We start from the raw sequence: 23,512 nt of genomic DNA on the forward strand, positions 1-23,512 counted from the left end.
GGTCCGAACTCGGCAGGCATCTCCCGCCACTGCCCACTGGAACGGAACCGCCAGATCACTCCCTCGAACTGCTCCCGCAACCGCTTGGGATACGGCCCGTACCCACCGATCGGCAGATACGGCTCGATGAACTTCCACTGAGCATTGGTGAGTTGCCTACGCGTCACGACAACAGTCCTACCGGACTCCACCCCGCGAACGGGGCAGAACCCAACAGTTGATCACGACATCACACAGGCCCTAGAGCGTGCGGGTGGCTTCGTACGTAAAAGACGCCCGCTGTATCGCGATGGCCGAGGCCCTGGTGCCCTTACTGCGCCGTACGTGTCCCGAGAACGACGCAGGGTACGGCGGCTCGTTCCAGGTGAACCTGGACGATGAAGAGGCGGTCGGCCTGGGCGGTGTGGAACTCATCCGGGCCGCGATGAGAAAAGCGGCCAGGCAAGCCGGCTGGAAGGCCACCACGTTCGGGTGGATCGGTACCCGACACGGAACCATGGTCGGTGTCTCGGACCGGCGCGATGTGCCCGAGGAACACAGTGCCGTCATCAATACGGCGATGAACGAGAAGATGCGCGCCGCGCTGCACAAGGTGTGGGGCGAGCCGGGCCCGGCTCCCGTACAGCGTGGCTCGGTGGCCCTGATGACCCAGGAGTTCCGCGCGGCCGTCACCGCGGCGACGGCCTGACACCCTGCTGCTCGCGGGCCTCGGGCCAAGCGGTTCAGGCACACGCGCGTGACGGGGCAGGTCGCGTCGGCGGGTCCGGAGTTCGCACGGCACGTGCGGCACAGGCCGTGACGTGGCGCCCTGCCCGGATACCCCGCTGCCGATCGTCTCCCTTCATCAAGGACGACCCCGAAGCCTGCGCACCACAGGGTCCGGACGGAGCGAGGACTGGCGAGGTCTCACGGAGTTCCTTAACCCCCCTGTTCGGCGGGGGGCTTTGCCCGCAGGGCACCGACCCTGGCCCACCTCCCGTAGGCGCGCGCCCGATGCTTCTGGGTGCTTCCGGGCAGGTTCGCGTCACGGAGGGCGGCGCTGGTCGGCCTCACCGGGGAGCCTACGCCGGGCCGGGGTAGCTCCCCAGACCGTTTTCGACCTGGGCGAATGCCCGCTCGGCGCGTTCCGCGGCGTCGGCCGCGACCCAGCGGGCGGCCTCGCCGCCGAGGATGCGGCGCTGGTGCTCGAAGATCAGCGCGTTGCGGGCGCCGGTCAGCTGGGCGGCCGCGACCGCGGCGAGCATGGGGTCGCCGCCCTCCTCGGCGAGCAGGTCTGCGAGCTCCCGCTCGGCCTGGCGGAAGGCGTGGGAGGCGCGCTGGAGCAGCACCGGCGTGTTCATGATGAGCTGGCGGGCCTGGAGGGAGCGCGGGTCGTCGTTGAGGCCGACAGACGGGTCGCGCGCCGCGATCAGTTCGAGGAACTGGCGGCGCACCGCGGCGACCGCCGACTCCCCTGGCGCGCGGTCGCGCACGGCCCGTACGACATCGCCGACGTGATCCATCATCGGGGCGGTGACCAGGTCTTCCTTGGTGCCGAAGTAGTTGAAGACGGTCATCTTCGACACGTCGGCCGCGGCGGCGATCTCCGCCACCGAGACGTGGTCGAAGCCGCGCTCGGTGAACAGGTCGAGCGCGGTGCGCCAGATCCGCGTCGCGGTCTCCCGCTTCTTGCGCTCGCGCAGCCCTTCACCCTCAGCCATGGGCATCACTGTACCAGGATGAAATTTAGTCCGAGATAAAACATTGACTCGGTAAATTTTCTGCTTCATGGTGGTGCTCATGACCAGAGTCCAGACCCTCATCGCCTTCGCCGTCTGCATCGCCACGATCCTGCTTGCGGTCCTCGACATGAACATCGTCTCGGCGGCCACCGTGCCCATCGCCCGCGATCTCGACCCGGCGCACGGGGTCGACAAGATCCCCTGGCTGATCAGCGCCTTCGCGCTCGCCTCGGCCGCGGCCCTGCCCCTGTACGGAAAGCTCTGCGACAGCCTCGGCGCCAAGAAGGTCTTCGTCGGCTCCGTCGCCACCTTCCTGGTCGGCTCGGCGCTGTGCGGCGCCGCCCAGTCGATGGCCGAGCTGATCGCGGCCCGCGCCCTCCAGGGCTTCGGCGGCGGCGGCCTCATGAGCGTCACGATGGTGGTCCTCGCCCAGCTCAAGAGTCCGGACGGCAAGGGCGGCGGTACCAAGGGGAGCGGCATCGGCGGGATCGTCGCGGGCACCGGCATGGCGGCGGGGCCCTGGGTCGGCGGCACCCTCGCCGACCATGCCAACTGGCGCTGGATCTTCTACATCAACCTGCCGCTCGGCATCACCGCACTGGTCGCCGCGATCCTCGTACTGAAGCTCCCGGTCTCCGCGGTCCGCCACCGCATCGACTACCTCGGCGCGGCCCTCGCCGCGGCGTTCACCAGCAGCCTGCTCCTTGCCACCAGCTGGGGCGGCAAGCAGTACGCGTGGGCCTCGCCTCAGATACTCGGCCTGATCGCGGCGAGCCTCCTGTCGCTCGCGCTGTTCTTGCGCCGCCAGAGCACCGCCGCCGAGCCGGTCCTTCCGCTGTCGATGTTCAAGGTGCCCCAACTGCGGTACGGCTTCGCCATCCAGGGGCTGCTCGGCGCCGCAATGATGGGCGCGCTCGTCTACGTGATGGTCTATCTCCAAGCGGTGCGCGGCATCGCCCCCGCCGCGGCGGGCCTCTACCTCGTCCCCATGGCGCTCGGCATGGCCGTGTCCGGCCTCGCCGCGGGGAAGCTCGAAGGCCGCGGCTGGCGCGTCAAGACCTTCGTGCTGATCGGCACGGTCACCGCCGCCCTCGCCCTCGCCCTGCTCGCCACCCTCGACGCCGGTACCTCGCTCTGGCGAATCCGGACGGCCCTGCTGTTCATGGGCTGCGGATTCGGCCTGCTCATGGGCCAGCTCATCCCGTACGTCCAGAACGCCGCCCCCGCCCACCAGCTGGGCATCGCCACCACCGGCATCCGGTTCTTCCAGACGCTGGGGAACGCGCTGGGCGCCGCCGTCTTCGGCACGCTGCTCAGCCGGGTGTACGAGGCGAAGGTGCCGGGCGGCTCGACCAGCGCCATCGCCCAGTTGACGGGCGCCGCCCGCGACCACGCGGTGCACGGCTTCGTCACGGCGATGGACGCGGTGTTCCTGGCGGCCGCCGGGGTCATGGCGCTGGCCGCGGCCGTTGCCGCCCGACTGCCCGCCGAGCCCCGCGCCACCGCAGCACCGGCCGAGGACCGCGAACTCGTCGCCGCCTGAACGTACTTCGGCCCCGTACTCCCTCAACAGGGGTGCGGAACCGGGGAGTTGGCCTACGGCTAGGCCAGCACCGGGATGGTCGCCTCGTGGGCCGTGCGTAGCTCGTCCACCCCGAACACGAAAGCACCTCATCCTGACTGGTCCTCAGGAAGCGTCCGTATCGTGATCGATGAGGGACGTCCCGGATGCCAGAGCGCGGGCAGCGTCGGCGAAGTACTGCTCGTCGGCATCAGGGGCAAGACCGAGCGGGACGCCCTGGCTGAGGCCGACGAACAGTGCCCTGAGCGCGGTGGTCAGGCGTTGTGCCTGGTGCGGCGTCACGACACTGCCGTTGTGCGATCTTCCGGTGAACAGCGCGATCAGATGGTTCTCCTGTGCCCGGATGGACGCGGCGAGCTGGGATCCCAGCTCTGGGTCATGCAAGGCCATGTCCAGCAAGGTGATCTGGAGCGACAGGCCAGACAGTGCGTCCGGGGCGTCACAGGCGCGCCGGTAATGCCGGGCAAAGGCGTCGACCGCTTCCAGCAGGTCGAGTCCAGCGGGAACCGCCTGCTCGATCTCCTCGTAGTACGGCTTCAGGTAGTCGGCGACCAGGGCGACCACCAGGCCGTTCTTGCTCCCGAACAGCGAGTAGACAGCGCCGGTGGTCAGACCAGCGCGTTCGGCGATCTCATCAAGCCTGGCCCGGTACCCGTTCCGGGAGACGACCTGGAACGCAGCGTCCAGCAAGGCTCGCCGGTTGCGCTCCTTGGTCTCCGCTCTCGTCATTCTCATAATCTCATTATTACCGTAATCTTGTTACGGGACTAGTTGGGGCGAATTTCAAGGAGGACGCTCATGGCCCGGGTCGTGGCATCGCGGGGGAACCGCCGGGCGGTGGGTGCCATCGCCGATGGCGCCTTCAAGGTGTTACTCGCCGCTGTCTGCATCGCCGGCGCTGCCCCGCTCGGCCGGTTGCTCGGCGCGCCGACCTGGCTGATGGTCGCCGCAGGCATAGCCCTGCTGATCTGCGGAGGCATCGAGATCCGATACACGCGCAGCCGGTCGATGCGCACCTACACGCAGCTCATGATTGCCTACGACAGCGGCTGGGTTCTGACGGCTGTGACCGGCCTTCTGATGGCGCGGCAGGGCAGCAGCGCCGGGGGTGAAGTCTGGATGGGGTACCAGACAGCCGCTCCCATCGTGTTCGCCACACTCTTGGTCGCCGCTGCCCCTACGCAGATGGCCTCGGGAACTCAGCGAGATGCCCTCGGATTGAGCGAGACAGTCGCCCCGCCCCCGTCTCGCTCACACTGAGGCACCCCAGGTCAGGCAACCACGCCCCATTTTCAGCGAGACCGGACACGCGCGCCGTGGTGGGGGGCGTGGCTGCTGGACGCAGGGAGCCACGGTCTGGTGGTGAGAGGGGTGCTGGGCCGTTGGCATCTTCCCTTCCGGCGGGGAACAGCGGCGCAGGCGGGCCGAGCGTCAGCGGTGTGGTCTCGGGCTGTCAGCGGACGTGCTTGTTCTGCGGGGTTGTTCGTCTGGGGAGCGACGGCATGCCACGCCACGAGCTGAACGCACGGCCACCGCATCCCCGCCCCGGACACACGGCCGCTGCCCGATCCGCAGCCGCGTCAGCCCCGCCTTGTCCCGCAGGAGCTCCACCGTGCTATGGAAGGGCTATAGTTTTCCTATGGCGTCGACGACGATTCAGGTGCCCAGGGAAACGCGTGATCATCTTGCCGAGCTCGCCCGGGAGCGGGGGGTGAGTATCGGGCAGCTGGTCCAGGAGCTCGCGGCCGCCCAGCCCACCGCCGCGCAGCGCGCGGAACGCCTGGCGGCGGACCGGGAGACGGTGCGCCACATGCTCGGAGTCAGCCTCAGCGACAACGACTTCGACCAGGCCCCCGACGTCCTGGGCAACATTTACAAGATCGCCGCCGAGAAGGCCCGCACCGCCCGGGACAGCGCCGCGTGATCATCCTCGACACCAGCGCAGTCAAAGCCCTCGCCACCGGCCACAAAGCACTCGCTCTGCTCGCCGGGAACATGGCCCGCACCCCCGGCGACCGCCTCACCATCCCCGCTCTGTGCCTCATGCAGGCCGAAGCCGACGACGAACACCTCTCCCGCCGCATCCTCGCCCTCTCCGCGGTCACCATCGACCCCCTCGACACCATCGCCTCCGTCAGCGTCGGCACCATGATCCGCGACGGCTATGGCGGACCCGACACCTGCCATGCCCTCTACTGCGCCCTGCCCAGGGCGGAGTTCACCGGCATGTCCATCCTCCTGACCGCCCACGAGGACGCCTACCCGCCCGGCGTGGTCACCGTCGACATCGACTCCCCGGGCATGCTCGGCTTCCACTGACCGCCAAGGGCACGTGGGTTGCCAGGCGCCCCCCTTGCCATCAGGCCAAGAGGTGCCGCTCCCGCCACTGCTGGGCTTGTCCTCCGGTACCGAGTGAATGTCCACGGGGCCCGGGGGCATGTCCGGGTAGCACGAAGTCCCGGGATTTGACCGTGCTCCCTCACTGTGTCTGGTTCGTGGGTTGTCCACCACCAGCAGGCCACCGCCCTCGGGCGGGTTTGGTGATCGTGTGCCCCAGCTGGAGCAGCAGGCCCGAGACCACGGCCTGGACGGCTGCTCGCAGGCTGTCGTCGGATGCTGGTGGTAGCCGGCGAGGGTGGCGGCGGCTTGCGGTACGGCTCGTCCGCAGCGCACCCTGCACGCCACGCAAAGAACGCCCAGCCGGGCACGGCCCCACCCGGGGTAACTATCCGCGGGGCTGCTTCGGCGGCGGCCATAGCCGGCGCCTTGGACCTGGACGCCAACTTGGCGTCCTTGACGGGGGCAGGGCGTGCGCGGGCCCCGGGATTCGGCATCACGCCTCTGCCCCAGAGGTATTCTCACCGGTATACTCGGGTGTGTGGACACCACTATCAAGATCGATTCTGTGGCGCGGGACCGGCTCGCCGCGCTGGCGCAGGCCCGCGGGACGACGATGCGGGCGTTGATCGAGGAGTTCGCCGCCGCCTCCCTCACCCCGCGCCAGCTGCACGAGCGCGCGGAGCGGACGCGAGCGTTTCTGGAGGCCGAGTTCGGCCACCGCCTGACCGAGGACGACACCACCACGCTGCGGGCCCGGATGCGTGAGGCGCAGGCCGCGCACCGCCAGCGGCTGGAGAAGCCCGGAGCGGGCTCGAGTGAGGCGGCGTGATCCTTGAGAACTACGTCCTGGACACCAGCACCCTGCTGGCACTCGGCGGGAACAAACAGGTGTCCGGCCTGATCCACATCGCCGCCGGCGACCCCACGGTGCGCCTGTGGGTCCCCGTCATCAGCGCGCTGGAAGCCGAAAGGGAACGACAGGGAGTCGTCGACTACCTCGGCATCCTGGACACGTTCCACACCCTGGACGCGGACTACGAAGCCGCCTACGCCATCGCCGTGCTCCATCGCCGCCAGATCCCCTTCGGGGTGGCGGCGGCCGTCCACGCCGCCCGCCCCACCATGGAACGCCCCGACGGTGCCCTGATCGCCACCGTCAGCCCCGACGCCTACGACGGGCTCGGCGTCCCGGTGATGGACCTCAACTGTTGAGGCTGGTCCCGCTCCTTGGGGCTGGGAGCCGACGTCCCGGAAGCACGCACGAAGTGCATGAGGACCGCCTTCGCATCGGCCTCCGGCAGCAGGACCCCGGGAATCGGTCATGCCATCCCGGGTCTGCATGCACTTCAGTTGACCGTCAGGACCAACGACCAACACCAGCCTCTGCCACGCCCAGTCGATGCCGAGCTTGCGCAGTGCGGCGAGTTGTTCCGGGCTGAGGTTGTCCCGCCTCCTTGGTGTTGCTGTACCAGATGCCGCACTTGGTTTGGGTCCCGTCGGGCAGGACCTCTGCCGCCTTCCGCGGTACCGGCCGGCCCGCGCCCTCCCGCTCGACCCCCTGCTCGAGGGCCGCGAGGCCGCTGCGCCTTGCTCTTCGGCGCACGCGTGGTGGCCGGGGCGGGAGACGGCGCTTCATGCGGTGTCACGCCTAGCCGGGTCAGCCCCTCCTGCTGCTCGGGCAATAGCCGTGCCCCAGGTGGCTGGTTGCTTCTAGCCGTCACCGTGGGAGGCGCCGCCGCACGCCACAACGCGGCGGGAAGATGGGGCATCGGGTGTGCGGGAGACCGTCCCCGCGCCGCGCGCCCGGACGGCGCCCCGGTCTACGTGATCATCGACAATCCTCTCCGCCCACAACGGCAAGAAGATCCTGCGCTGGGCGAAGAACAACAACGTCCACCTGTGCTTCACCCCGACCAACGCTTCCTGGGCGAACCCGTTCGAGGCGCACTTCGGACCACTGCGCCAGTTCACCCTGGCGAACTCGAACCACCCGAACCACCCGAACCACCCGGCCCAGACCCGCGCGCTGCACTCCTACCTGCGCTGGCGCAACGCCAACGCCCGCCACCCCGAGGTCCTCGCAGCCCAACGTCCAGAACGCGCCCGTATCCCCAGCGAGAAGAGACTGCGCTGGGGCGGGCGGCCCCTGGCTGACATGGCCTGAACGCGTTCCCTCGTGGGAGAGGGACTTCAGCGGCGCCGCCGCCCCGGGACCAGGGCGCTGAGCAGCGCACAGAGGGACGCCCCGAAGAGCAGCCCGCCCCACGGCATCCCGTCGACCGGGTAATGCCGAATCACCCCATAGACGAAGGAGCCAAGCCCGCCACACACGAAGAAGAGCAGGAAGCCTCGAAGCGCGGACCACCATCTCGGGCGGGCTATGTCTGAAGTCACGGGAGGCATTATCCACACGCGACGGTGTCTGACCACGGCCACAGAACTGAGCACTCCGGCATGCCGATGAACAATGCGGTCAAAGCACTATGGGGCATCGGCCTGGACGACTGCAGCGCCCCACGAAGTTCCGGGATCTGACCGTGATCCCGGTGCCCTCTTCGTGTACTTCCTTGACCGCCCGCTCAACGATCACACGCAACCTCGGTCACCCTGTTGCGGCCTTCGGCTTTGGGAGGCGGCGAAGAGCGCGCCGAACTCGTCCATGTCACGTCGGATCCCGCCAGTGAAGGCGAGCAAGGACGGGTCCGACAGGGTGGCGGAGCCGGGTTTGCCGATCTCACCGACGAGGGTCACTCTCCACGATCACGGTACGCCCGCCCTGGCGTGGTCGTTCGGCCGCTTCCTCCTGCGTGCGTGCCGACCTCGCCTGCTTCCCCGCGGCGCTGAACATGTCCAGCAGGGTCATCAGGCCTTCTCGGATCACCGCCTGGTCGTCGAGCATTGCCGCTAAACCCTTGGCGCTGTCCCTTCCCTGTCCTTCCCACGTCCCAGGATGACCGGTCAGATGTCCCAAGCCGCAGGTCAGCGCTCTGGGACGAGTAGAGACGTCCCCTGCCAACGTCCCAGCGGGCCAAACGGGTTCGGGCCTGGTGCAGAATCCTCGCTGTTGGCTCCGGGGTAAACCGACGGATCACCGGGCGATTGCCTGATCCTCTTCGAGAGCGGCTTCGGAATGAACAACGCGGTGCAGATGGACGGCAAGTACGGCCAACACACCTACGACGACGTGATCTGGGTCCAGCACTGCAACGGGCTGTCGGAGGACGGCATTGTCGGCCCCACCACCTGGGAGAGGCTCTACCCCCCCAACTACGTGTGCCAGCGGTTCGACAACTGACGGTTCCGTGCAGCACCGACGGCCGACGCGGGAACCGCCCGGCCCACCCACCACTTGAAGGGCAGACTCATGAAGGCAGCAGGCAAGCGTGCCGTACGTAACACCGCGATGCTCGGCGCGGTGGTGGCAGCCGTCGCAGGACTGACCGCAACGCCGGCCCAGGCGCAGTACAGCTACTGGCAGGCCTGCATGCAGGAGGTCGGCAGCTACCACTACCTGGGCTGGGACCTCCCGAACGTGACGCTCGGCAAGGGCTCGGGAGGCGTCTGCGTCAAGGAACTGCAGTCCGATCTCGTGCAGTTGGGCCTCGTCCCGAGCCAGGACGTCGCCAACTTCGTGGACGGGGACTTCGGCGGCAAGACGTACGACGCGGTCGTGGCCTACCAGCGCAAGTACTCCGACGCCGGCGGCGTGGACGGTCTGGTCGGACGGAACACCTGGCACGGCCTGATCGCACGTACCGAGTTCGAGTAGGCCGTCCTGGACGGCGCGGGCGGCGGCGGGGTCCGCGAGCCCGGCGGCCCCTGACCTACGCGCCAACGCTGCGCCGCTCAGTGCTGTCAGTCCTTCGGGGCTTTCTGGACCGCTCCGCCTTCCGCGAGCACCCCCAGACGGCGCGGACATCCGGCTGCTCCCCGGCCGACGAGGGCAGGGTGACCTTCAGGCCGCGCCGCCCGTGACACGCAGGCGAGGGTGATTGTTTTCCGAGTGGCCACCGACGTCCAGTTCGTCCTCGGGGACGACGAGTCCGAACTCGACCGCTACGAGGCCGTGATCGAGCATCAGGCCAACCACGCCCAGTACCTTGCAGTCGACGCCCCCGACGACGCCCCCGTCGGATACTTCACCCGACTTACGCCGAGTTGGGCAGCCAGTGCGTGCGCGCAGCCGTGCCGGCAGCCTCCGGCCGCTCTCGCGGTCGATGGGGTGTCCACCACGATGTGCCTCTTGCGGCCATCCACCCGCTTCCCGGCATCGAAGCCTCGGCTCGCGGCCGGCACGGGATGTGGCCCCCTTCACCGACTGGGACATCCGGGATGCCCCGTTGAAGGCGATTGCGCAGGCTGGCAGCGGCCGGTGTCTGCCCGGGAGCCCGCCAGGCACCGTCCCGCCCGGCCTGTGCGAGGCCTCGGCCGCCGTTGTGGGGGGAGTGGTTGGCGGGATGGCCCGCGCGGGTCATCGTATTGACGTCCGGGCCGCCGCCCGTCCTCGCCGCTGTGCCGGTCGCTTGGGTCGCTGCTCCTGGGCGTGTCATCGGCCAGGAGCAGGCCGACCGCGTCCATCTCGGCCTCCATCTCGCCGCTGTCCGGGTGCTGTTGCTGCTGCCGCCGTCCGGGCCGGCGTGCAGCGGGATCGTGGTGACCGTCCTCACCGCGCTGGTCGTCCTGGAAGGCGTGGCACTGGGCAAGTTCGAGGACAGCCTGACCCAGCACGGGCACATCAAGAACCTTTCCGGAAGTGTGGCCGAACCCCTTCACCCGCGCCCGCGCCAGGGGAAACCCGTCCCACGTCGCGGGCCCGCTCCGTGGGACACGTCCCTGGGACGGACGGGACGTCCGTACACCTTTCGGAGGGGCCACGGAGCACGGCAGAGTACGGCGAGTCCTGCCGCAACAGGGTGGCCACGCGTCGGCGGCGCCAACCCGTCCGACGCCTACCGGCGGCAGCACCCCCGAACGTCGACCGAGTCGCGCCCCGCGTGGCGGAGTCCGACGCGGCGACCCGATCAGGCATCACGCCCCGTACCGCCGGGGGCCGTTCATCCCGAGGGCACACCGCCCCGACCCCGTCTCGCGAGGAGAAGCACATGAGCAGGAAGCCCTTCGGCCGCGCCGCGGCGGCACTGGCCCTGGCCGGTGCCGCCCTGCTCACCCTGGCCGGGCCCGCCAGCGCAAGCCCCAGCGCCCCGACCCTCGGCGATGGTTACGCCAACAACACCCACGCCGTGTGGTGCGTCCAGCACAACCTCAACCACTTCCTGAATGTCACCACTCAGGCCGACCACCCCGCGCCGGTGGCGGAGGACGGGATCTGGGGCCCGCAGACCAAGTCCGCTGTCCAGTGGCTGCAGTCCCACACCATCCTCGGCGGCCGGTCGCTCCTCGCCGACGGCTTCGTCGGCCCGCTCACCGGCAACGCGATCATCAGCGACGGCGACCCGTACTACGTCGGCAGTTACGACGCCTACTGCTGGCAGTACATCCCCACCACCTACGGCCCCTGATCACAAGTACCGCGAGGAGCAACACATGACCGCGAAGTCCTTCGGCCGCGCCCTGCGGGCAGTGGCCATGGCCGGAACCGCGCTGCTGGGCCTGGCCGGCTCCGCCAGCGCGTCCGACACCGCTGGCTACATCGGCGACGGCTACGCCAACAACAGCCGGGCCGTCTGGTGCGTTCAGCACCTGATCAACGACGTCGCCCGGAACAACAACCGGGCGACCATCGACGAGGACAGCATCTGGGGCCCGCGGACCAAGGACCAGGTCCTATGGTTCCAGGCCTTCGTCCACGTGCAGCCGGACGGCATAGTCGGCCCCTTCACCGGCGACAACATCCTCTACCGCGGTGATCAGACGTACGGAGGGAAGTCTGGCTCCTGCTTCGCCTACGTCCCCAGCGACGCGGGGCTGTTCGAGTAGCGCCCGCCCGTCGAGCACACCGGGCGACAGGGGGCGGAGCGTCCGCGTTCCCCTGACGCATCACCACGGATCCGGAGAACCCCCGCTGTGAAGTCCATCCTTCCCGCCCGGCGCCACTGGTCGCTGGGCCTGGCCCTGGCGGCCGCACTGACCGGCTTCGGCGCCTACACCGCCTCCGCCGCGACCGCGCCGGCCCCGATCCCGATCACCTCCCCGGCCTGCCCGGCCGACCTCCAACAGGGCGAGGCCGACGGCTGCGTCACCCAGCTCCAGGCGGAGCTCAACCTGACCGGCGCCCACCTCACCGTGGACGGCCAGTTCGGGCCCGCCACCGACAGCGCGGTGCGCGCCTTCCAGGGCGCGCACCGCCTCACCGCGGACGGCATCGTCGGCCCGGCCACCAAGTCGGCGCTCGATGCCGCGGCGGCCGCTGCCTCGGGCACCGTGGACCTGCGTACCCAGTGTGGGGTCCTCCAGACCGGGGTGAGCGGGCAGTGCGTCTCAACCCTGCAGACGATGCTGAACACCTTCAACGCCGGCCGGCTCGTCGTGGACGGGCAGTTCGGGCCGACCACCGACACCGCCGTGCGCAACTTCCAGGCCGCACAGGGCCTGGCCATCGACGGGGTCGTCGGCACCGGCGTCAAGAACGCTCTCTTCACCGGCACGCCCGCCCCGCTGCCCAGCAGCCCGATCCACTCCGCCAGGGTCCTGAACGCGGCGAAGTCGTACCTGGGCGTTCCGTACGTGTGGGGCGGCGGGCACTCGCTGCGCGGCGAGGGCCCCGGCCCGTCGCTGGGCACCTGCGACGGCTACACCGGCTCGATCCAGCCCTGCCCGGCCAACACCACGGTGGGCATGGACTGTTCGGGCCTCGTCCGGGCGGCTTTCTGGTTCGGCGCCGGCATCGACCTCGCCAACGGCGGGGACACCACCGAGCAGACCCTGGACAAGCACCTCACCCCGATCACCGAGGCTCAGCGGCAGCCGGGCGACATCGAGTACTTCGGCACCGGCGCCCACAACACCGTGCACGCGGTGCTCTACGCCGGCACCGACTCCGCCACCGGCGCGGACATGATGTACGAGGCCAAGGAGACGGGCAGCAACGTGCACTACGTCACCCTGCACACCGGCGGCTACTGGTACCACGTCACGGCCTGACCGCCCGGCCACGTGCGGGGGACGCCAGTCGCCACCCGCACGACACCCGAAACCACCCACCCCGGGGCTGTCCGCCCAGCCATGCCGGCGGGGACTCACCGTCCGCCCCGGACCATCGACCTGACCCTTGTGAAGGAAACACCCATGCGTACCAAGCTCGCTGCCGTCGCCGCGGGAGCCGTCCTGCTCACCGGTTTCGGAATCGGCACCGCCACCACCGCGTCCGCCAGCACCCCCGCCGTGTGCTCCTACTACGGCTACAGCAGCGACAACGAGGCGGAGGTGAGCTCCGGCGACAGCGGCCCGGAGATCAAGGCGCTGCAGTGCGAGCTCAACTACAGCGTGCGCGGCGCCGGTCTCCAGGTGGACGGGGTCCTCGGCAAGAACACCCTCGCCGTCGTGAAGAAGTTCCAGGGGTGCGCCGGTCTCCGGCCCGACGGCATCGTCGGCCCGCTGACCTGGGCCAAGCTGGACTACCAGAGCGACATCGACACCCAGGCGAACTACCTCTGCTGATCCGGCCCGACCAAGTCCTCCCAGTCTGACGTGCGCGGGCCGGGCTCGGTGCCCTGGCGTCCAGTGGAGGGGCGGACCGGGCCGGCCCTGGCCTCCTCCGGCTCAGGCGGACCGCCTCCTTGGCTACTGGGCTGCGGGCGGGCGATCATGTCGAGCGCGCTCTGGATGGCATTCATCTGCGCGAGGACGTAGGCCAGCCGGCGGCTTTTGGGGAACAGCCGCGCATGCGGGTCGAGGACTCCCGTGATCACACTGCTGATCTGCGTGTACTTCACCTCGGCCCACTGCCGCTCCCACGCCTCCGGTTCGACTGGGGAAGAGGCGGTGTTCCAACCGTGCGCCATCCGGCTTCGCGTGCAGACTCAAGCAGTCTCGGGGCAGAAAAACGCTCGGCCGGGATCTCCCGGCCGAGCGTTTTCGCGTACGGCCCGTCGGGCCGGGCGGTGACCCACAGCCGGGCAGCGACCACGGCCGGGGCCCGTACGCGGCCACCCGGGCGGCTCGGCCCGTGAAGGGGAAGGGCGGCAGGATCCGGCAGACGGATTCCGGCGGCCGCCCGGACTCCAGTGGTGCGGGGGTTTCCATCCCGGTGTCGTAGAGCCAGGTCAGGACGGCGGCGACGACGAGCATGGCTGGCAGGCGGTACCGGCGGCTCCTCGGCCCGCGGCCCAGCAGTGCGCCGAGCGCCAGGAGTGCGACGAGCAGGACGGCCCACTGGGACACCGTGGCCGTCGCCAAGTTCGGGGCAGGCTCGTGGTCCTGGCCCAGGCAGAACCGCTAGGCCGCGATGATGCGGCTGTTGCCGAACAGCGTGCCGCCCGTGGCCAGGACCGCGGCGGCCGCCACCCATCCCCAGTCGGCTCCGCCGCTCCCGCGCCGACCGCACGCTGCCTCCACGTGTTCTTCGGTTCTTCCGGAAACGCAGATCGCCGGATTCCGGTTCCACGATGTCCGTCGGCCCGGGGCCGATTCCCGTCCCCACCGTCCCACGTCGTCTCGCAACGGGATTGGGGACGGTTGGGACGAGCTGAGGATGGCTGCCGGGGCCGGAATCGATCTAGGTTCAGGTCCGCGAGTCCCGCCGGCGATCCTGCGTTCCGGCGCGGCCGGCCGTGCCGTGCCCCTCCTGAACCGCGCGAGGCAGCGCACGCGGCGGGCCCTCTTCAGCCCTGCACCCCGCTCCGGCGGGCCGACTTCCCTTGGGTGGCGACCATGCCAGATCACCACACTCCGCAACCGGAGGCACCACTCCGCCGCACGTTCCAGGACGTGGTGGCCGCCGGCCTGTCGCGTCGTCAGGCCCTGACCGGCGGCACCATCGCCCTCGCCGCATTCCTCGGCCTCTCCACGTCCCCAGCCTCCGCCGCCTCCGCCGCCTCCGGCGGGCAGCCGGGCGCGGCCGGTGCGACGGCGCAACCGCTCGGCTTCACCGCCGTACCCGCGAGCAGCGCCGACACCGTCGCCGTGCCCGCCGGGTACTCCGTACAGGTGCTCGCGCCGTGGGGGCAGGCCGTGCGCGACGGCGGCCCGAAGTGGCGCGCCGACGGCGGCAACACCGCGGCGGAGCAGGCCGAGCAGGTCGGCTCCCACCACGCCGGCCTGCACTTCTTCCCGGGCACCGACGACTCCCGCGGCACCCTGGTGCTCACCCACGAGTACACCGACGCCGCCCTGCTGTACGGCCGCACCGGCGCGGCCACCAACGGACAGGTGAGCAGGGAGCAGGTCGCCAAGGCGCTCGCCGCGCACGGCGTCAGCGTGCTGGAGGTGCGCCGCACCGGCAGCACCTGGCAGCTCGCCGACTCCCCGCGCAACGTGCGCGTCACCGGTGGCACGCCCGTCGCGTTCTCCGGACCGGTGGACGCCGACCACCCGGCCCTGCGCACCGGCAAGCCCGCCACGGGCACGCTCGGCACCGGCGCACACGGCGTGACCCCGTGGGGGACGTTCCTGGCCGGCGAGCGCAACACCGCCGGCTACTTCGGCACCGACAGCAGGACGTGGCGGCCGACCCGCGCCCAGAAGCGGGCCGGTCTCAGCGCCCGCGGCGACGGCTACGGCTGGCACCGCGCCGACGCACGCTTCGACCTCGCGGCGAACGGCAACGAGGCCAACCGCTTCGGCTGGGTGGTGGAGATCGACCCGGGCAACCCGCAGGCGGCGCCCGTGAAGCGCACCGCGCTGGGCCGCTTCCAGCACGTCGGGGCGAGCGTGACCGAGTCCGCCGGCCGGGTCGTCGTCTACAGCGGCGACGACGAGAACGGCGGCTACCTCTACAAGTTCGTCGGTTCGGACAGCTGGTGGCGGCTGCGCTCCCAGGGCCGCAGCCCGCTGGACCACGGCACCCTGTACGTCGCCCGGTTCGAGGACGACGGCACCGGCCGCTGGCTGCCGCTGACCCACGGCCAGGGCCCGCTGACCGTCGCCAACGGCTGGGCCGACCAGGCCGACGTGCTGCTGCGGGCCCGGCAGGCGGCGGACTCGCTCGGAGCCACCCCGCTGGAGCGGCCCCAGCAGACCTCGGTCCGCCCCGACGGGACGGCCTTCTGCGCGCTCGCGAACAGCCCGGGCCTCGGCCACTGCGCCGCCGGCCCGAACGCCCGCCGGGCCAAGGTCAGCCCCCGCGCCGAGAACCCGTACGGCCACATCGTCCGCTGGCGGGAGGACGGGAACGCCGACCAGGGCGATGGCCGGGCGACCGGCTTCCACTGGGACGTCTTCGTGCTCGCCGGCGATCCGGCCCACGACCGCCAGGTCCACCTGGGCGCCGCCGGCATGTTCGCCTCGCCGAAGAACCTGTGGTCCGATGCCGACGGCCGGCTGTGGATCGGGACCGGCATCTCGGCCTACGACCAGAACCGGGCGGAGACCGGCCACGAACACCTGGGCAACAACGCGCTGCTGGCCGCCGACCCCGCCACCGGCGAGGTCCGCCGCTTCCTGACCGGGCCGCGCGGCGCCGAGATCGCCGGCGTGGTCACCACCCCGGACCGCCGCACCATGTTCGTCAACATCCAGCACCCCGGCGAGCACACCAACGCCTGGGGCACGCCCACCCCGAACGAACCCCGGGTGGTCAGCAACTGGCCCGACCACGACCCCGCCGGGCGGCCGCGCTCGGCCGTGCTCGTGATCCGGCGGACGGACGGGGGCGTCATCGGGGCCGCGTAGCGCGCCCGACGCCCGACTCGCCCGACCCCACCCGTCTGTCAGCAAGCTCAGCACGACTTCCGGAGAACCAGATGGTCACCATCATCTCGCGCAGTGAATGGGGCGCCCAGCTCCCCAAGGCCCCCGACTCCGATCCCTTCTTCCCGTGGCTCGGCGGCATCGTCATCCACCACGAGGGCGGCGGGCACAAGTCCGTCGAGCCCCACGGCCGGTGCGCCGCACTGGTCAGGAAGATCCAGGACCAGTCGATGCACCACGACCTCAGCCAGGATGTCGCGGAGTGGACCCACAATGGGGAGCCCGAGTACGACGACATCCCGTACAACTTCGTGGTCTGCAAGCACGGTGGCATCTACGAAGGGCGGGGATTCGGCCAGCGGTCCGCCGCGAACGGCACCGAGGTGATCGGGGCCAACGCCAACTACTACGCCGTGATGGGCCTGATGGGCGCCGACGACGACGTGACCCCGGAGATGGTCGCGGCCATCAGGGCGATCTGCGGCTACCTGCAGGACGAGAAGGGCGCGGGCCCCCAGATCCTCGGGCACACGGACGTCCGCCCGAAGAAGCACACGGACTGCCCCGGGAAGCTCTACCCGTACGTCAAGAACAACTCCTTTATCCACCGGGGGTCAGGCACCGGCGCCGGCCCCGACTCCGGCACGCTGCACATCTACCCCCGCGCCCAGTGGGGTGCCCGCCCGGCGAAGGACATCACGCCGGTGGCCATCGGCGACCGCACCGGGTTCACCGTGCACTACTCGGACGGGCCGACCACCCAGACGCTCCGGTCGATCCAGAACTACCACATGGACTCCAACGGCTGGTCCGACATCGGCTACAACTTCCTGGTCGACACCAGCGGCCGGATCTTCGAGGGCCGCGGCTGGTACCTCCAGGGCGCGCACGCCTACGGGGCCAACACCACCCACATCGGCGTCTGCTTCATCGGGGAGAGCGGAGACGCCACCGACATCGCGATGTCCGCGATCCGGTCGATGTACGAGAAGGCCTGCGACATGGCCGGCCACGTCCTCACCAAGACCTACCATGGCATGCTCCCCGGCAACTCCACCGACTGCCCGGGGGCTCAACTGCGCGCCTGGGTCCAGAACGGCATGCCGGCGCAGGTCCGCCCGATCGACTGGGCGGGCTCGGACTACACCCCGCCGCCCACCGACTCCAGCGGCGCGGGCGGCGGCGGCATGACCCAGGTACGGTCGGTCTCCGCCCAGCAGAAGGCGGTCAACGACCTGGGCTACAGCCCGGCGCTGGCCGTCGACGGCGCCTGGGGCCCGCTGACCGCCGCCGGCGTGCGCTGGCTCCAGGGCAAGGTCGGCGTCACCGCCGACGGCCTGTGGGGGCCCGGCACCGAGTCGGCGTTCAAGGCCTTCGGGGGCGGCTCCTCCGGCGGCGGCCCCATGACATCCGTGCGCTCGATAGCGCGCCAGCAGCAGGCCGTCAACGACCTGGGCTACAGCCCGGCGCTGGCCGTCGACGGCGCCTGGGGACCGCTGACCGCCGCCGGCGTGCGCTGGCTCCAAGGCAAGGTCGGCACCAACGCCGACGGCCAGTGGGGCCCGGCCACCGAGTCCGCGTACTTCGCGTACGTCGACGACGGCGCCGGCCTCACCGTCGACGGCCAGTTCGGCCCCATGACCATCAAGGCTGTCCAGCGGGTGTGCGGCGTCACCCCGGACGGCCAGTGGGGGCCCGACTCCAAGCGGGCACTGCAGCACCACCTCAACGTGTGGGGCAACGCCGGACTGGTCGAGGACGGCGACCCCGGCCCCGCCACCTACAAGGCGCTGCAGACCTTCCTCAACGCCAGCGGCGCCGGCCTCACCGTCGACGGCCAGTGGGGCCCGGCCACCATCTCGGCCCTGCAGAACGCCCTGAACCAGGGCAGGTTCTGACCCTCGGCCCGTACCGGAGGCGCCGGGTGATCCGCTGCGGATCACCCGGCGCCTCCCGTTCTGCTCTGGTAGGCATGCCCTTTCCCGATGAGTTCGCCCCCGTGACGGTGCTGGACCACCAGCCGCAATGGGCGGTCGACTTCGAACAGCTGGCCAGGACGCTGCACAGCGCCCTCTCGGACCAGGCCCGGGCGATCGACCACATCGGCTCCACCGCGGTCCCGGGCCTGGCCGCGAAGGCCCGCGCTGATGGCCATCCCGGAACCGGCGGTCTGTGACGACCAGGTCACCGCCGGGCCCGGCGGGGCGATGACCGTCGAGGTCGGCGTCATCACCGGCGACCTCACCGTCCAGACCACCCGCCGCCCCGACCAGGTGGTCGCCGTCGCCGTCCAGTACACAGGCGCGGACGAGTGGTACACCCTGGCCGGCAGCCCCGCACGCGTGCCCGACGGCGAACTCGAGGACTACCACGACCGCGTCCTGGCCGCGGTCGAACAGGGCGGGCAGGCTGTCGCTCCCGTATGAACGGACAGCGCCGGCGGCGATCTGCTACTGCCGTCTTTCCGACAGCGGGCTCACCCGCCCCGGATAGCCTGGGCGCGGGTCTTGAAGTCTTCGACGAGGTCGCGGTGTTGGTAGACGATGTCGCGGCGCAGTCGGCTCTCGGTGATCAGTCTGGTCACGGTGAGGTTGCCGCGTGCGGAGTGCAGTGCGGTGCCGGTCAGCAGCCGGTTGGCGGCGGCTTGGATGGCGGAGCGTTCAGCCGCGTGGTCACGGGGTTTGCGGTTCACAGCACCCTCCCCCTCCGAACCGGCCCCGACAGGATAGTCGTTGCCCTGTCTCCGGTCTCTGGGCCGTCGAGGGTAACTCGCCCGGCGCGCGGTCGCGCTTGGGGGCACCGCCGCGGGCGACCAGGGAGAGGTACGGGGCTTCGCTTCCGCGCTGTAGCAGCGTCAGGGTTTGTTCAGCGCGCCTTGGGCGCGAGCGATCAACCGGTGCGCGTCGGCCCCGTAGACCGCGGATTCGCGCAGGGTTTCCCAAGTGCGCAGGTAGGTAGCGACGCTGTCCGGGTCGTCGATCCGCAGTTCGGCATGCCATGTCTCGACGATCACCTGTCTCTGGTCGTAGACCCAGAACGCGGTTGCGGGCGGGATCTTCAGGGAGGCGCCCAGGGGGACGATGCCCAACTCGACCGTGGCCAGGCCGATGACTCCGGCCAACCGGTCGAGCTGGGCACCGAGGACAGCGGGCGGGCAGACCAGCGCGTACAGCACTGGCTCCCAGAGCAGGATCCGGTACCGCTTGCCCGGCTGGTAGAGGCCTTCCTGCATCCGCATCCGCGCGCGCACGGCGTCATCGGTGTCCCGCGGCGACCGCTGGAGTTCCGAGTAGCGGGTGAAGATCGCACGGGCATAGTCGGGAATCTGAAGGACACCGACGACCATGGCGCCTTCCCATGCGTGGAATTCGGCAACCTGCGCCTGCGCAGCAACGTGACCGAGCTGGACAGGCTTGTGCCCCTCCGCAAGCTGTCGCCGCCACGAGCGTACGTGGTTTTCCACGCCGGCCAGCATCGCCAGCAGTTCGTCTGCGACTTCCGGCTGACCTGTCGCCTCTGCCCACATGCGTAGGTCATCGGCCGTCGCGGTCTGTCTTCCGTTTTCCAGCCGTGACACTTTGGACTGTGCCCAGCCGAGAGCCCCCGCGAGATCTACGCCTGTGAGCCGACCTCCAGGGCGGGACTCGCGCACTTCCCGGAGTCGCGCTCCGAGGGCCACCCGTGCTTGCTGGAAGTCGGTACTCACCGGCTCTCTCTCACTAGCCTGCGGCGACTTCTGCCGCGAACGCCTCGTACGGAACGGCATAGTGCCATGCCGCATCGCGTGCCTGGCAGTAGCGGAGCACCGCGGCAGGCTCGGTGATCAGCTCGACGTCGATCAAGTTGTCTGCGTCGTCGAAGTTGAGGAGCGCGGCCATCCGGGAGTCGAACAGCCAGAAGTCCTCGTGAGGAAGGCGCAGGCGCTCGGCGTCGCTGCGCCATAGGTTGCGCATCTCCTCACCGACCGCGGCGTTGCGCCGGGCGTTTTTGAGTAGATACAACTGGCCGGGTGTTGGCGGGGAGTCGACGATGCGGACCCGTTCGAACCTCTTGCCCAGGGCGGTCTGTTCCCGGCGGTCGGCGCACCACTCCAGGTCTGCGCCTGACCAGTCCACCGTTTCGCCCCGCCCGAACTGTGCGTAGGTGTCGGTCAGTTCGTCTGAGGCGTACCGGCGCCGCGTCTCCAGGCGCCACGCGGTGTGCTTGAACACGCTGAACAGCTGGTCGAACTCTTCTAGGTCGATGATGTGCGGGGTGCGGGTCTTCGGGCCCCAATCGACCAGGACCTCGCGCGGCACAACGATCGCCTGCTCGCCCGGGGACAGGTGCTGAAGTTGCGCGATGTCGGCGGGGTCGGTGAGCGGCCGGCCATGGACGATGACTTCGCCGCTGTCGAGATCTTCGTGGACGGCCGGGCACCCGTTGACGCCGGAGCCGGTGCCGTTGAAGCGCAGTCGTCGCATGATCGTGTCCTTTCGCCGGGACATTGATCCACCAGAATCGTCGGGTGGTGAGCCCTGCGCTACAGAGTGCGCCTGCCCGCATTGAGATACAGCCGCATATCTGGCCAACGCTGGTGCATATGCTCGCATATTGCATGGTGATCTCAAGTCCCCCTCCATACGGTCCAGTTCATGGCGATGGACAGCAACACGATGGACCCGTGCGCAGCAACTGAGCGGCTGCGTGACGCACTGACCCGCGCCGGGATCGTCCTCCCCTCACTGGGACTCGACGACGGCGGATCACTCGGTCTGATCAACCTCGGACGCGTGCGCGCCGAGGTGGCGATCCGTCTCGCGGTACGTCTCGACAAGGGGCACACCGCGCCGTCCTCGTCCTGTAGCCCGCCACCGCCGACGCACACCACCCGCCCCGGGGAGTCTTCGTGAGCAGCGCAACCGACGCCGCACAGAGAGAAGCCGTGACAGCGTGGCTCGCCGAGAGCCTGAACCGCCCCGGCAACGCCCGCCAGGAGTGGCAGGAGAGCCATGTCGCGGTCCTCGCCCTCGGACGCCGCTTCTCAGCCGTCCGCCTGACTGAGGAACTGGTGCATGCCATGGCTGCGGCCGAGGGCGCGACCGCGATCACGGTCCTCCGCACACTGAACGGCCCCGTCATCCACGACCCGTACGGGCACCGGTTCTATGCCCTGGTTCCGTCCTCACCGGGCTCGGACCTCGGCCCGTACGCCAAGCACTTGGGGCTTGGCCACTACGTGGGCGTTCCGCGCGTCGGCGACCACGAGCCGAACGGCACCCACGCCAGCTACTGGGCCGTCCCCATGCGTGCCCCCGGCGATCTGTGCGACCCCGGCCGCGTGCACAGCATGATCACCGGTGGTACTGGGCTGCTGAACCAGGAGAAGGCGGCCGACTCGTGACCTCGACGCAGACCCAGCAGGGATACGTGACTCCCGAATGCCGCGAGGCCAACGAACTCCGATGGGCGGCCGGACACCGTCACTGCCCCGGCCCGCTCGACGTACGGCCATCGTCAGGATCAGGCGTTCTCGAAGTGCTTACGTGCGCCTGCTCCTGCCACCGCAGCCCCCACTGACTCCCCGTCCCGGCCGAACACTCCCTGACAGGACCACAGCCGGGGCGGGGTGACGCAGCATCACGCCGACGAACTTGAATCATGGCGTCGCCTGCAGACCTGTACCTTGAAGGCCCGGATGCGTCTGGCCGCCGCCAACCGCGAGGTACATGTCCTCGACGAGGTGCAGGAGGTGAGGCTGGTGGGAGACCCGCCCCGGCCGTCTCGTCTGACACGCCAGTGGAACCGCGGACCCTATGTCGCGCGGCAGTGGGAGTACGAGAAGGGTCCGGACGGCCGTCGGCACAAGGTCGTTCTGTTCGACTCGCGGGACATGCGCGATCCCCTGCGGAACACAGTTCTCAAAGCGGGCTGGACATGGCGAGGAGTGTTGAGACTCTGACATCCGTGCGCCACAGGCGGGGCGCGAACTCGGCCTCATCCGATAGGCCGTCTCTGGTGTGCAGCACCCGCGCAGCCAGGCCGGCATCGGCAGCAGCGGCCGGGACCACGGCCCATTCCGCGTCCGTCATGTCCGAGGAATACCGCCGAACACGTTCCAGGTGATCGGCCGCCCGAACCGGTGGGCCAGCCCGGCACCACGTGGTCCGATGAACGGCCGTTGCGGCCGTGGACCAGGCAGAACAGCCGATCCGGCGAGCAGGTGGCGTCCGACCGCAGCCACGGGGAGACATCCACGGTGAGCACGATCCGCCCGTCGAACCGCGGAAGCGGCAGCGATATCAGCAGGCCACGCAGGGCATCAGCGTCGAGGCGGCCGTGGTTCAAGGCGCCGTACAGCGAGCCGTAGCCGCGCTGATGCTCGGCCAGCAAGGACAGCTCGACCGGCGCCCGGGTCGGCCCGTCCGCACACAACAACGCGTCGGCCAGTTCGAAGTACGCATCGGCCCGCGCGGACAGGCACCCGTAGAAGGCCGTCCGAAAGCGTGGCAGTTCCGCAAGCGCATCCCACCCGCCGACCAGCGGCAGCACACTCATCCCACGGCCTTCCTGGTGAACTCCCGTACTCCCTCACAGAGTTCAGGATCACGAGGAAGGCCGCCCCCCGTACTCTGCGATCACTCCAAAGAGTGACTATGCGACCGAGCCCGAGGGGTAAGGGAACAGGCTCAGCTGATCAGAACCGGTGCTTCCCCGAGACCGAGATGTGCCGGAAGCCATGCGGGGTGATCAGCGGTTCGGCGGCTTGACCCAGCCCTTCTTCACCAACTGGTCGCAATGCCACCTGCTGTGGGCGGGGGACTCGCCCTTCTGCTTGGTGGCAGCCAGGCAGTCCGAATAGGAGTACGGCGGTGCAGGACGGGAGACGGGGGCAGCGCTCGCCATCGGAGCGGCCAGGCTGATGGCCACGACCGCCGTGGTCAGGGCAATGCTCATTCGACGCATAGGAGTTCACCTCTCGCTCAAGACGGGATGTTCGTGAACGCCAACGATCCTGGTCGTCTTACGACACGACCCCGTGGTCCTGGCATCTCGCACACCGGCCCCGGACGCCAGGCCAGCA

General features: G+C 69.8%; 30 protein-coding genes and 2 pseudogenes. 20 read left to right on the top strand and 12 right to left on the bottom strand.

The window, feature by feature from the left end; genetic code table 11:
• Nucleotides 1-167, bottom strand: a 167-nt coding sequence (locus tag AC07F3_RS38355; RefSeq protein ID WP_479119571.1) for a transposase, incomplete at its 3' end; no start/stop codon positions are given.
• Nucleotides 168-289: 122 nt separating this feature from the next.
• On the opposite strand from AC07F3_RS38355, the gene AC07F3_RS38360 reads away from it, so the two are divergent.
• Nucleotides 290-688: a hypothetical protein gene (locus tag AC07F3_RS38360; RefSeq protein WP_479119490.1), complete on the top strand. Its 399-nt coding sequence runs from the start codon at nucleotides 290-292 to the stop codon at nucleotides 686-688.
• 373 nt (nucleotides 689-1,061) lie between these two features.
• Here the strand turns inward: AC07F3_RS38360 and AC07F3_RS38365 are convergent, their stop codons facing one another.
• Nucleotides 1,062-1,700, bottom strand: coding sequence for a TetR/AcrR family transcriptional regulator (locus AC07F3_RS38365; protein WP_479119491.1), 639 nt, complete (start codon nucleotides 1,698-1,700; stop codon nucleotides 1,062-1,064).
• 79 nt (nucleotides 1,701-1,779) lie between these two features.
• Here AC07F3_RS38365 and AC07F3_RS38370 point away from each other — a divergent pair, with 79 nt between their 5' ends.
• Nucleotides 1,780-3,264 carry an MFS transporter gene (locus tag AC07F3_RS38370; protein ID WP_479119492.1) on the top strand — a complete coding sequence of 495 codons (1,485 nt, stop codon included), beginning with the start codon at nucleotides 1,780-1,782 and terminating at the stop codon, nucleotides 3,262-3,264.
• 144 nt (nucleotides 3,265-3,408) lie between these two features.
• Here the strand turns inward: AC07F3_RS38370 and AC07F3_RS38375 are convergent, their stop codons facing one another.
• A complete protein-coding gene (locus AC07F3_RS38375) occupies nucleotides 3,409-4,032 on the bottom strand; it encodes a TetR/AcrR family transcriptional regulator (RefSeq protein ID WP_479119493.1) in 624 nt (207 codons plus the stop codon).
• Between the two features lie 69 nt (nucleotides 4,033-4,101).
• Here AC07F3_RS38375 and AC07F3_RS38380 point away from each other — a divergent pair, with 69 nt between their 5' ends.
• The 6 genes and pseudogenes from AC07F3_RS38380 to AC07F3_RS38405 all read left to right on the top strand — a co-directional run.
• On the top strand, nucleotides 4,102-4,563 hold the full coding sequence (locus AC07F3_RS38380; RefSeq protein WP_479119494.1) for a hypothetical protein: 462 nt from the start codon (nucleotides 4,102-4,104) through the stop codon (nucleotides 4,561-4,563).
• Between the two features lie 451 nt (nucleotides 4,564-5,014).
• Nucleotides 5,015-5,227 (top strand): hypothetical protein, encoded by a 213-nt coding sequence (locus AC07F3_RS38385; RefSeq protein ID WP_479119495.1) that lies wholly within the window; start codon nucleotides 5,015-5,017, stop codon nucleotides 5,225-5,227.
• Complete coding sequence (locus tag AC07F3_RS38390; protein WP_479119497.1) at nucleotides 5,224-5,622, top strand: PIN domain-containing protein; 399 nt, start codon at nucleotides 5,224-5,226, stop codon at nucleotides 5,620-5,622. The genes AC07F3_RS38385 and AC07F3_RS38390 overlap by 4 nt, the downstream gene beginning before the upstream one ends.
• Nucleotides 5,623-6,181: 559 nt before the next feature.
• Nucleotides 6,182-6,472, top strand: a complete 291-nt coding sequence (locus tag AC07F3_RS38395) for a hypothetical protein (RefSeq protein WP_479119499.1) — start codon at nucleotides 6,182-6,184, stop codon at nucleotides 6,470-6,472.
• Nucleotides 6,469-6,855 carry a PIN domain-containing protein gene (locus tag AC07F3_RS38400; protein WP_479119500.1) on the top strand — a complete coding sequence of 129 codons (387 nt, stop codon included), beginning with the start codon at nucleotides 6,469-6,471 and terminating at the stop codon, nucleotides 6,853-6,855. Before AC07F3_RS38395 ends, AC07F3_RS38400 begins: the two co-directional genes overlap by 4 nt.
• 579 nt (nucleotides 6,856-7,434) lie before the next feature.
• Nucleotides 7,435-7,807 (top strand): annotated as a pseudogene (locus AC07F3_RS38405) (transposase); the annotation flags it as partial.
• A 26-nt stretch (nucleotides 7,808-7,833) separates the two neighbouring features.
• Here AC07F3_RS38405 and AC07F3_RS38410 read toward each other — a convergent pair.
• Nucleotides 7,834-8,037, bottom strand: coding sequence for a hypothetical protein (locus AC07F3_RS38410; RefSeq protein ID WP_479119501.1), 204 nt, complete (start codon nucleotides 8,035-8,037; stop codon nucleotides 7,834-7,836).
• 340 nt (nucleotides 8,038-8,377) lie between these two features.
• Nucleotides 8,378-8,542 (bottom strand): hypothetical protein, encoded by a 165-nt coding sequence (locus AC07F3_RS38415; RefSeq protein ID WP_479119502.1) that lies wholly within the window; start codon nucleotides 8,540-8,542, stop codon nucleotides 8,378-8,380.
• A 231-nt stretch (nucleotides 8,543-8,773) separates the two neighbouring features.
• On the opposite strand from AC07F3_RS38415, the gene AC07F3_RS38420 reads away from it, so the two are divergent.
• Both AC07F3_RS38420 and AC07F3_RS38425 read left to right on the top strand, forming a co-directional pair.
• Nucleotides 8,774-8,938 carry a peptidoglycan-binding domain-containing protein gene (locus AC07F3_RS38420; protein WP_479119503.1) on the top strand — a complete coding sequence of 55 codons (165 nt, stop codon included), beginning with the start codon at nucleotides 8,774-8,776 and terminating at the stop codon, nucleotides 8,936-8,938.
• Nucleotides 8,939-9,007: 69 nt separating this feature from the next.
• Nucleotides 9,008-9,412, top strand: coding sequence for a peptidoglycan-binding domain-containing protein (locus AC07F3_RS38425; protein ID WP_479119504.1), 405 nt, complete (start codon nucleotides 9,008-9,010; stop codon nucleotides 9,410-9,412).
• 186 nt (nucleotides 9,413-9,598) lie between these two features.
• Here the strand turns inward: AC07F3_RS38425 and AC07F3_RS38430 are convergent, their stop codons facing one another.
• On the bottom strand, nucleotides 9,599-9,733 hold the full coding sequence (locus AC07F3_RS38430) for a hypothetical protein (protein ID WP_479119505.1): 135 nt from the start codon (nucleotides 9,731-9,733) through the stop codon (nucleotides 9,599-9,601).
• 1,012 nt (nucleotides 9,734-10,745) lie between these two features.
• On the opposite strand from AC07F3_RS38430, the gene AC07F3_RS38435 reads away from it, so the two are divergent.
• The 4 genes from AC07F3_RS38435 (at nucleotide 10,746) to AC07F3_RS38450 (ending at nucleotide 13,260) form a co-directional block, all read left to right on the top strand.
• Nucleotides 10,746-11,162 carry a peptidoglycan-binding domain-containing protein gene (locus tag AC07F3_RS38435; RefSeq protein ID WP_479119506.1) on the top strand — a complete coding sequence of 139 codons (417 nt, stop codon included), beginning with the start codon at nucleotides 10,746-10,748 and terminating at the stop codon, nucleotides 11,160-11,162.
• A gap of 25 nt (nucleotides 11,163-11,187) precedes the next feature.
• Complete coding sequence (locus tag AC07F3_RS38440) at nucleotides 11,188-11,580, top strand: peptidoglycan-binding domain-containing protein (protein WP_479119508.1); 393 nt, start codon at nucleotides 11,188-11,190, stop codon at nucleotides 11,578-11,580.
• An 87-nt stretch (nucleotides 11,581-11,667) separates the two neighbouring features.
• A complete protein-coding gene (locus AC07F3_RS38445) occupies nucleotides 11,668-12,744 on the top strand; it encodes a C40 family peptidase (RefSeq protein WP_479119510.1) in 1,077 nt (358 codons plus the stop codon).
• 144 nt (nucleotides 12,745-12,888) lie between these two features.
• Entirely contained in the window at nucleotides 12,889-13,260 is a 372-nt protein-coding gene (locus tag AC07F3_RS38450; protein WP_479119511.1) for a peptidoglycan-binding domain-containing protein, read from the top strand.
• Here AC07F3_RS38450 and AC07F3_RS38455 read toward each other — a convergent pair.
• Nucleotides 13,248-13,535 (bottom strand): hypothetical protein, encoded by a 288-nt coding sequence (locus AC07F3_RS38455; RefSeq protein ID WP_479119512.1) that lies wholly within the window; start codon nucleotides 13,533-13,535, stop codon nucleotides 13,248-13,250. The genes AC07F3_RS38450 and AC07F3_RS38455 overlap by 13 nt on opposite strands.
• Nucleotides 13,536-14,472: 937 nt before the next feature.
• Between AC07F3_RS38455 and AC07F3_RS38460 the strand changes: the two genes are divergently transcribed.
• From AC07F3_RS38460 to AC07F3_RS38475, 4 genes are all read left to right on the top strand, one after another.
• Nucleotides 14,473-16,431 (top strand): PhoX family protein, encoded by a 1,959-nt coding sequence (locus AC07F3_RS38460; protein WP_479119513.1) that lies wholly within the window; start codon nucleotides 14,473-14,475, stop codon nucleotides 16,429-16,431.
• Between the two features lie 71 nt (nucleotides 16,432-16,502).
• A complete protein-coding gene (locus tag AC07F3_RS38465) occupies nucleotides 16,503-18,347 on the top strand; it encodes a peptidoglycan-binding protein (protein ID WP_479119514.1) in 1,845 nt (614 codons plus the stop codon).
• Between the two features lie 74 nt (nucleotides 18,348-18,421).
• Complete coding sequence (locus AC07F3_RS38470; RefSeq protein ID WP_479119516.1) at nucleotides 18,422-18,625, top strand: GrpB family protein; 204 nt, start codon at nucleotides 18,422-18,424, stop codon at nucleotides 18,623-18,625.
• The gene (locus AC07F3_RS38475; protein WP_479119518.1) at nucleotides 18,597-18,875 is read left to right on the top strand and encodes a hypothetical protein; all 279 of its coding nucleotides are present in this window, start codon (nucleotides 18,597-18,599) and stop codon (nucleotides 18,873-18,875) included. The genes AC07F3_RS38470 and AC07F3_RS38475 overlap by 29 nt, the downstream gene beginning before the upstream one ends.
• Before the next feature lie 50 nt (nucleotides 18,876-18,925).
• Here AC07F3_RS38475 and AC07F3_RS38480 read toward each other — a convergent pair whose 3' ends face one another.
• The 3 genes from AC07F3_RS38480 to AC07F3_RS38490 form a co-directional block, all read right to left on the bottom strand.
• Nucleotides 18,926-19,141: a hypothetical protein gene (locus tag AC07F3_RS38480; protein ID WP_479119520.1), complete on the bottom strand. Its 216-nt coding sequence runs from the start codon at nucleotides 19,139-19,141 to the stop codon at nucleotides 18,926-18,928.
• Between the two features lie 162 nt (nucleotides 19,142-19,303).
• On the bottom strand, nucleotides 19,304-20,155 hold the full coding sequence (locus AC07F3_RS38485) for a helix-turn-helix domain-containing protein (RefSeq protein ID WP_479119522.1): 852 nt from the start codon (nucleotides 20,153-20,155) through the stop codon (nucleotides 19,304-19,306).
• Between the two features lie 13 nt (nucleotides 20,156-20,168).
• Complete coding sequence (locus AC07F3_RS38490; RefSeq protein WP_479119572.1) at nucleotides 20,169-20,915, bottom strand: DUF6879 family protein; 747 nt, start codon at nucleotides 20,913-20,915, stop codon at nucleotides 20,169-20,171.
• A 168-nt stretch (nucleotides 20,916-21,083) separates the two neighbouring features.
• Here AC07F3_RS38490 and AC07F3_RS38495 point away from each other — a divergent pair, with 168 nt between their 5' ends.
• A complete protein-coding gene (locus tag AC07F3_RS38495; RefSeq protein WP_479119524.1) occupies nucleotides 21,084-21,341 on the top strand; it encodes a hypothetical protein in 258 nt (85 codons plus the stop codon).
• Entirely contained in the window at nucleotides 21,338-21,832 is a 495-nt protein-coding gene (locus AC07F3_RS38500) for a hypothetical protein (RefSeq protein WP_479119525.1), read from the top strand. The genes AC07F3_RS38495 and AC07F3_RS38500 overlap by 4 nt, the downstream gene beginning before the upstream one ends.
• 740 nt (nucleotides 21,833-22,572) lie before the next feature.
• Here AC07F3_RS38500 and AC07F3_RS38505 read toward each other — a convergent pair.
• Both AC07F3_RS38505 and AC07F3_RS38510 read right to left on the bottom strand, forming a co-directional pair.
• Nucleotides 22,573-22,986, bottom strand: a pseudogene (locus AC07F3_RS38505) (transposase); the annotation flags it as partial.
• 192 nt (nucleotides 22,987-23,178) lie between these two features.
• Nucleotides 23,179-23,385, bottom strand: a complete 207-nt coding sequence (locus AC07F3_RS38510; RefSeq protein ID WP_479119526.1) for a hypothetical protein — start codon at nucleotides 23,383-23,385, stop codon at nucleotides 23,179-23,181.
• Between the last annotated feature and the right edge of the window lie 127 nt (nucleotides 23,386-23,512).

The sequence above is a fragment of the Streptomyces sp. NPDC045846 genome, from assembly GCF_056431605.1.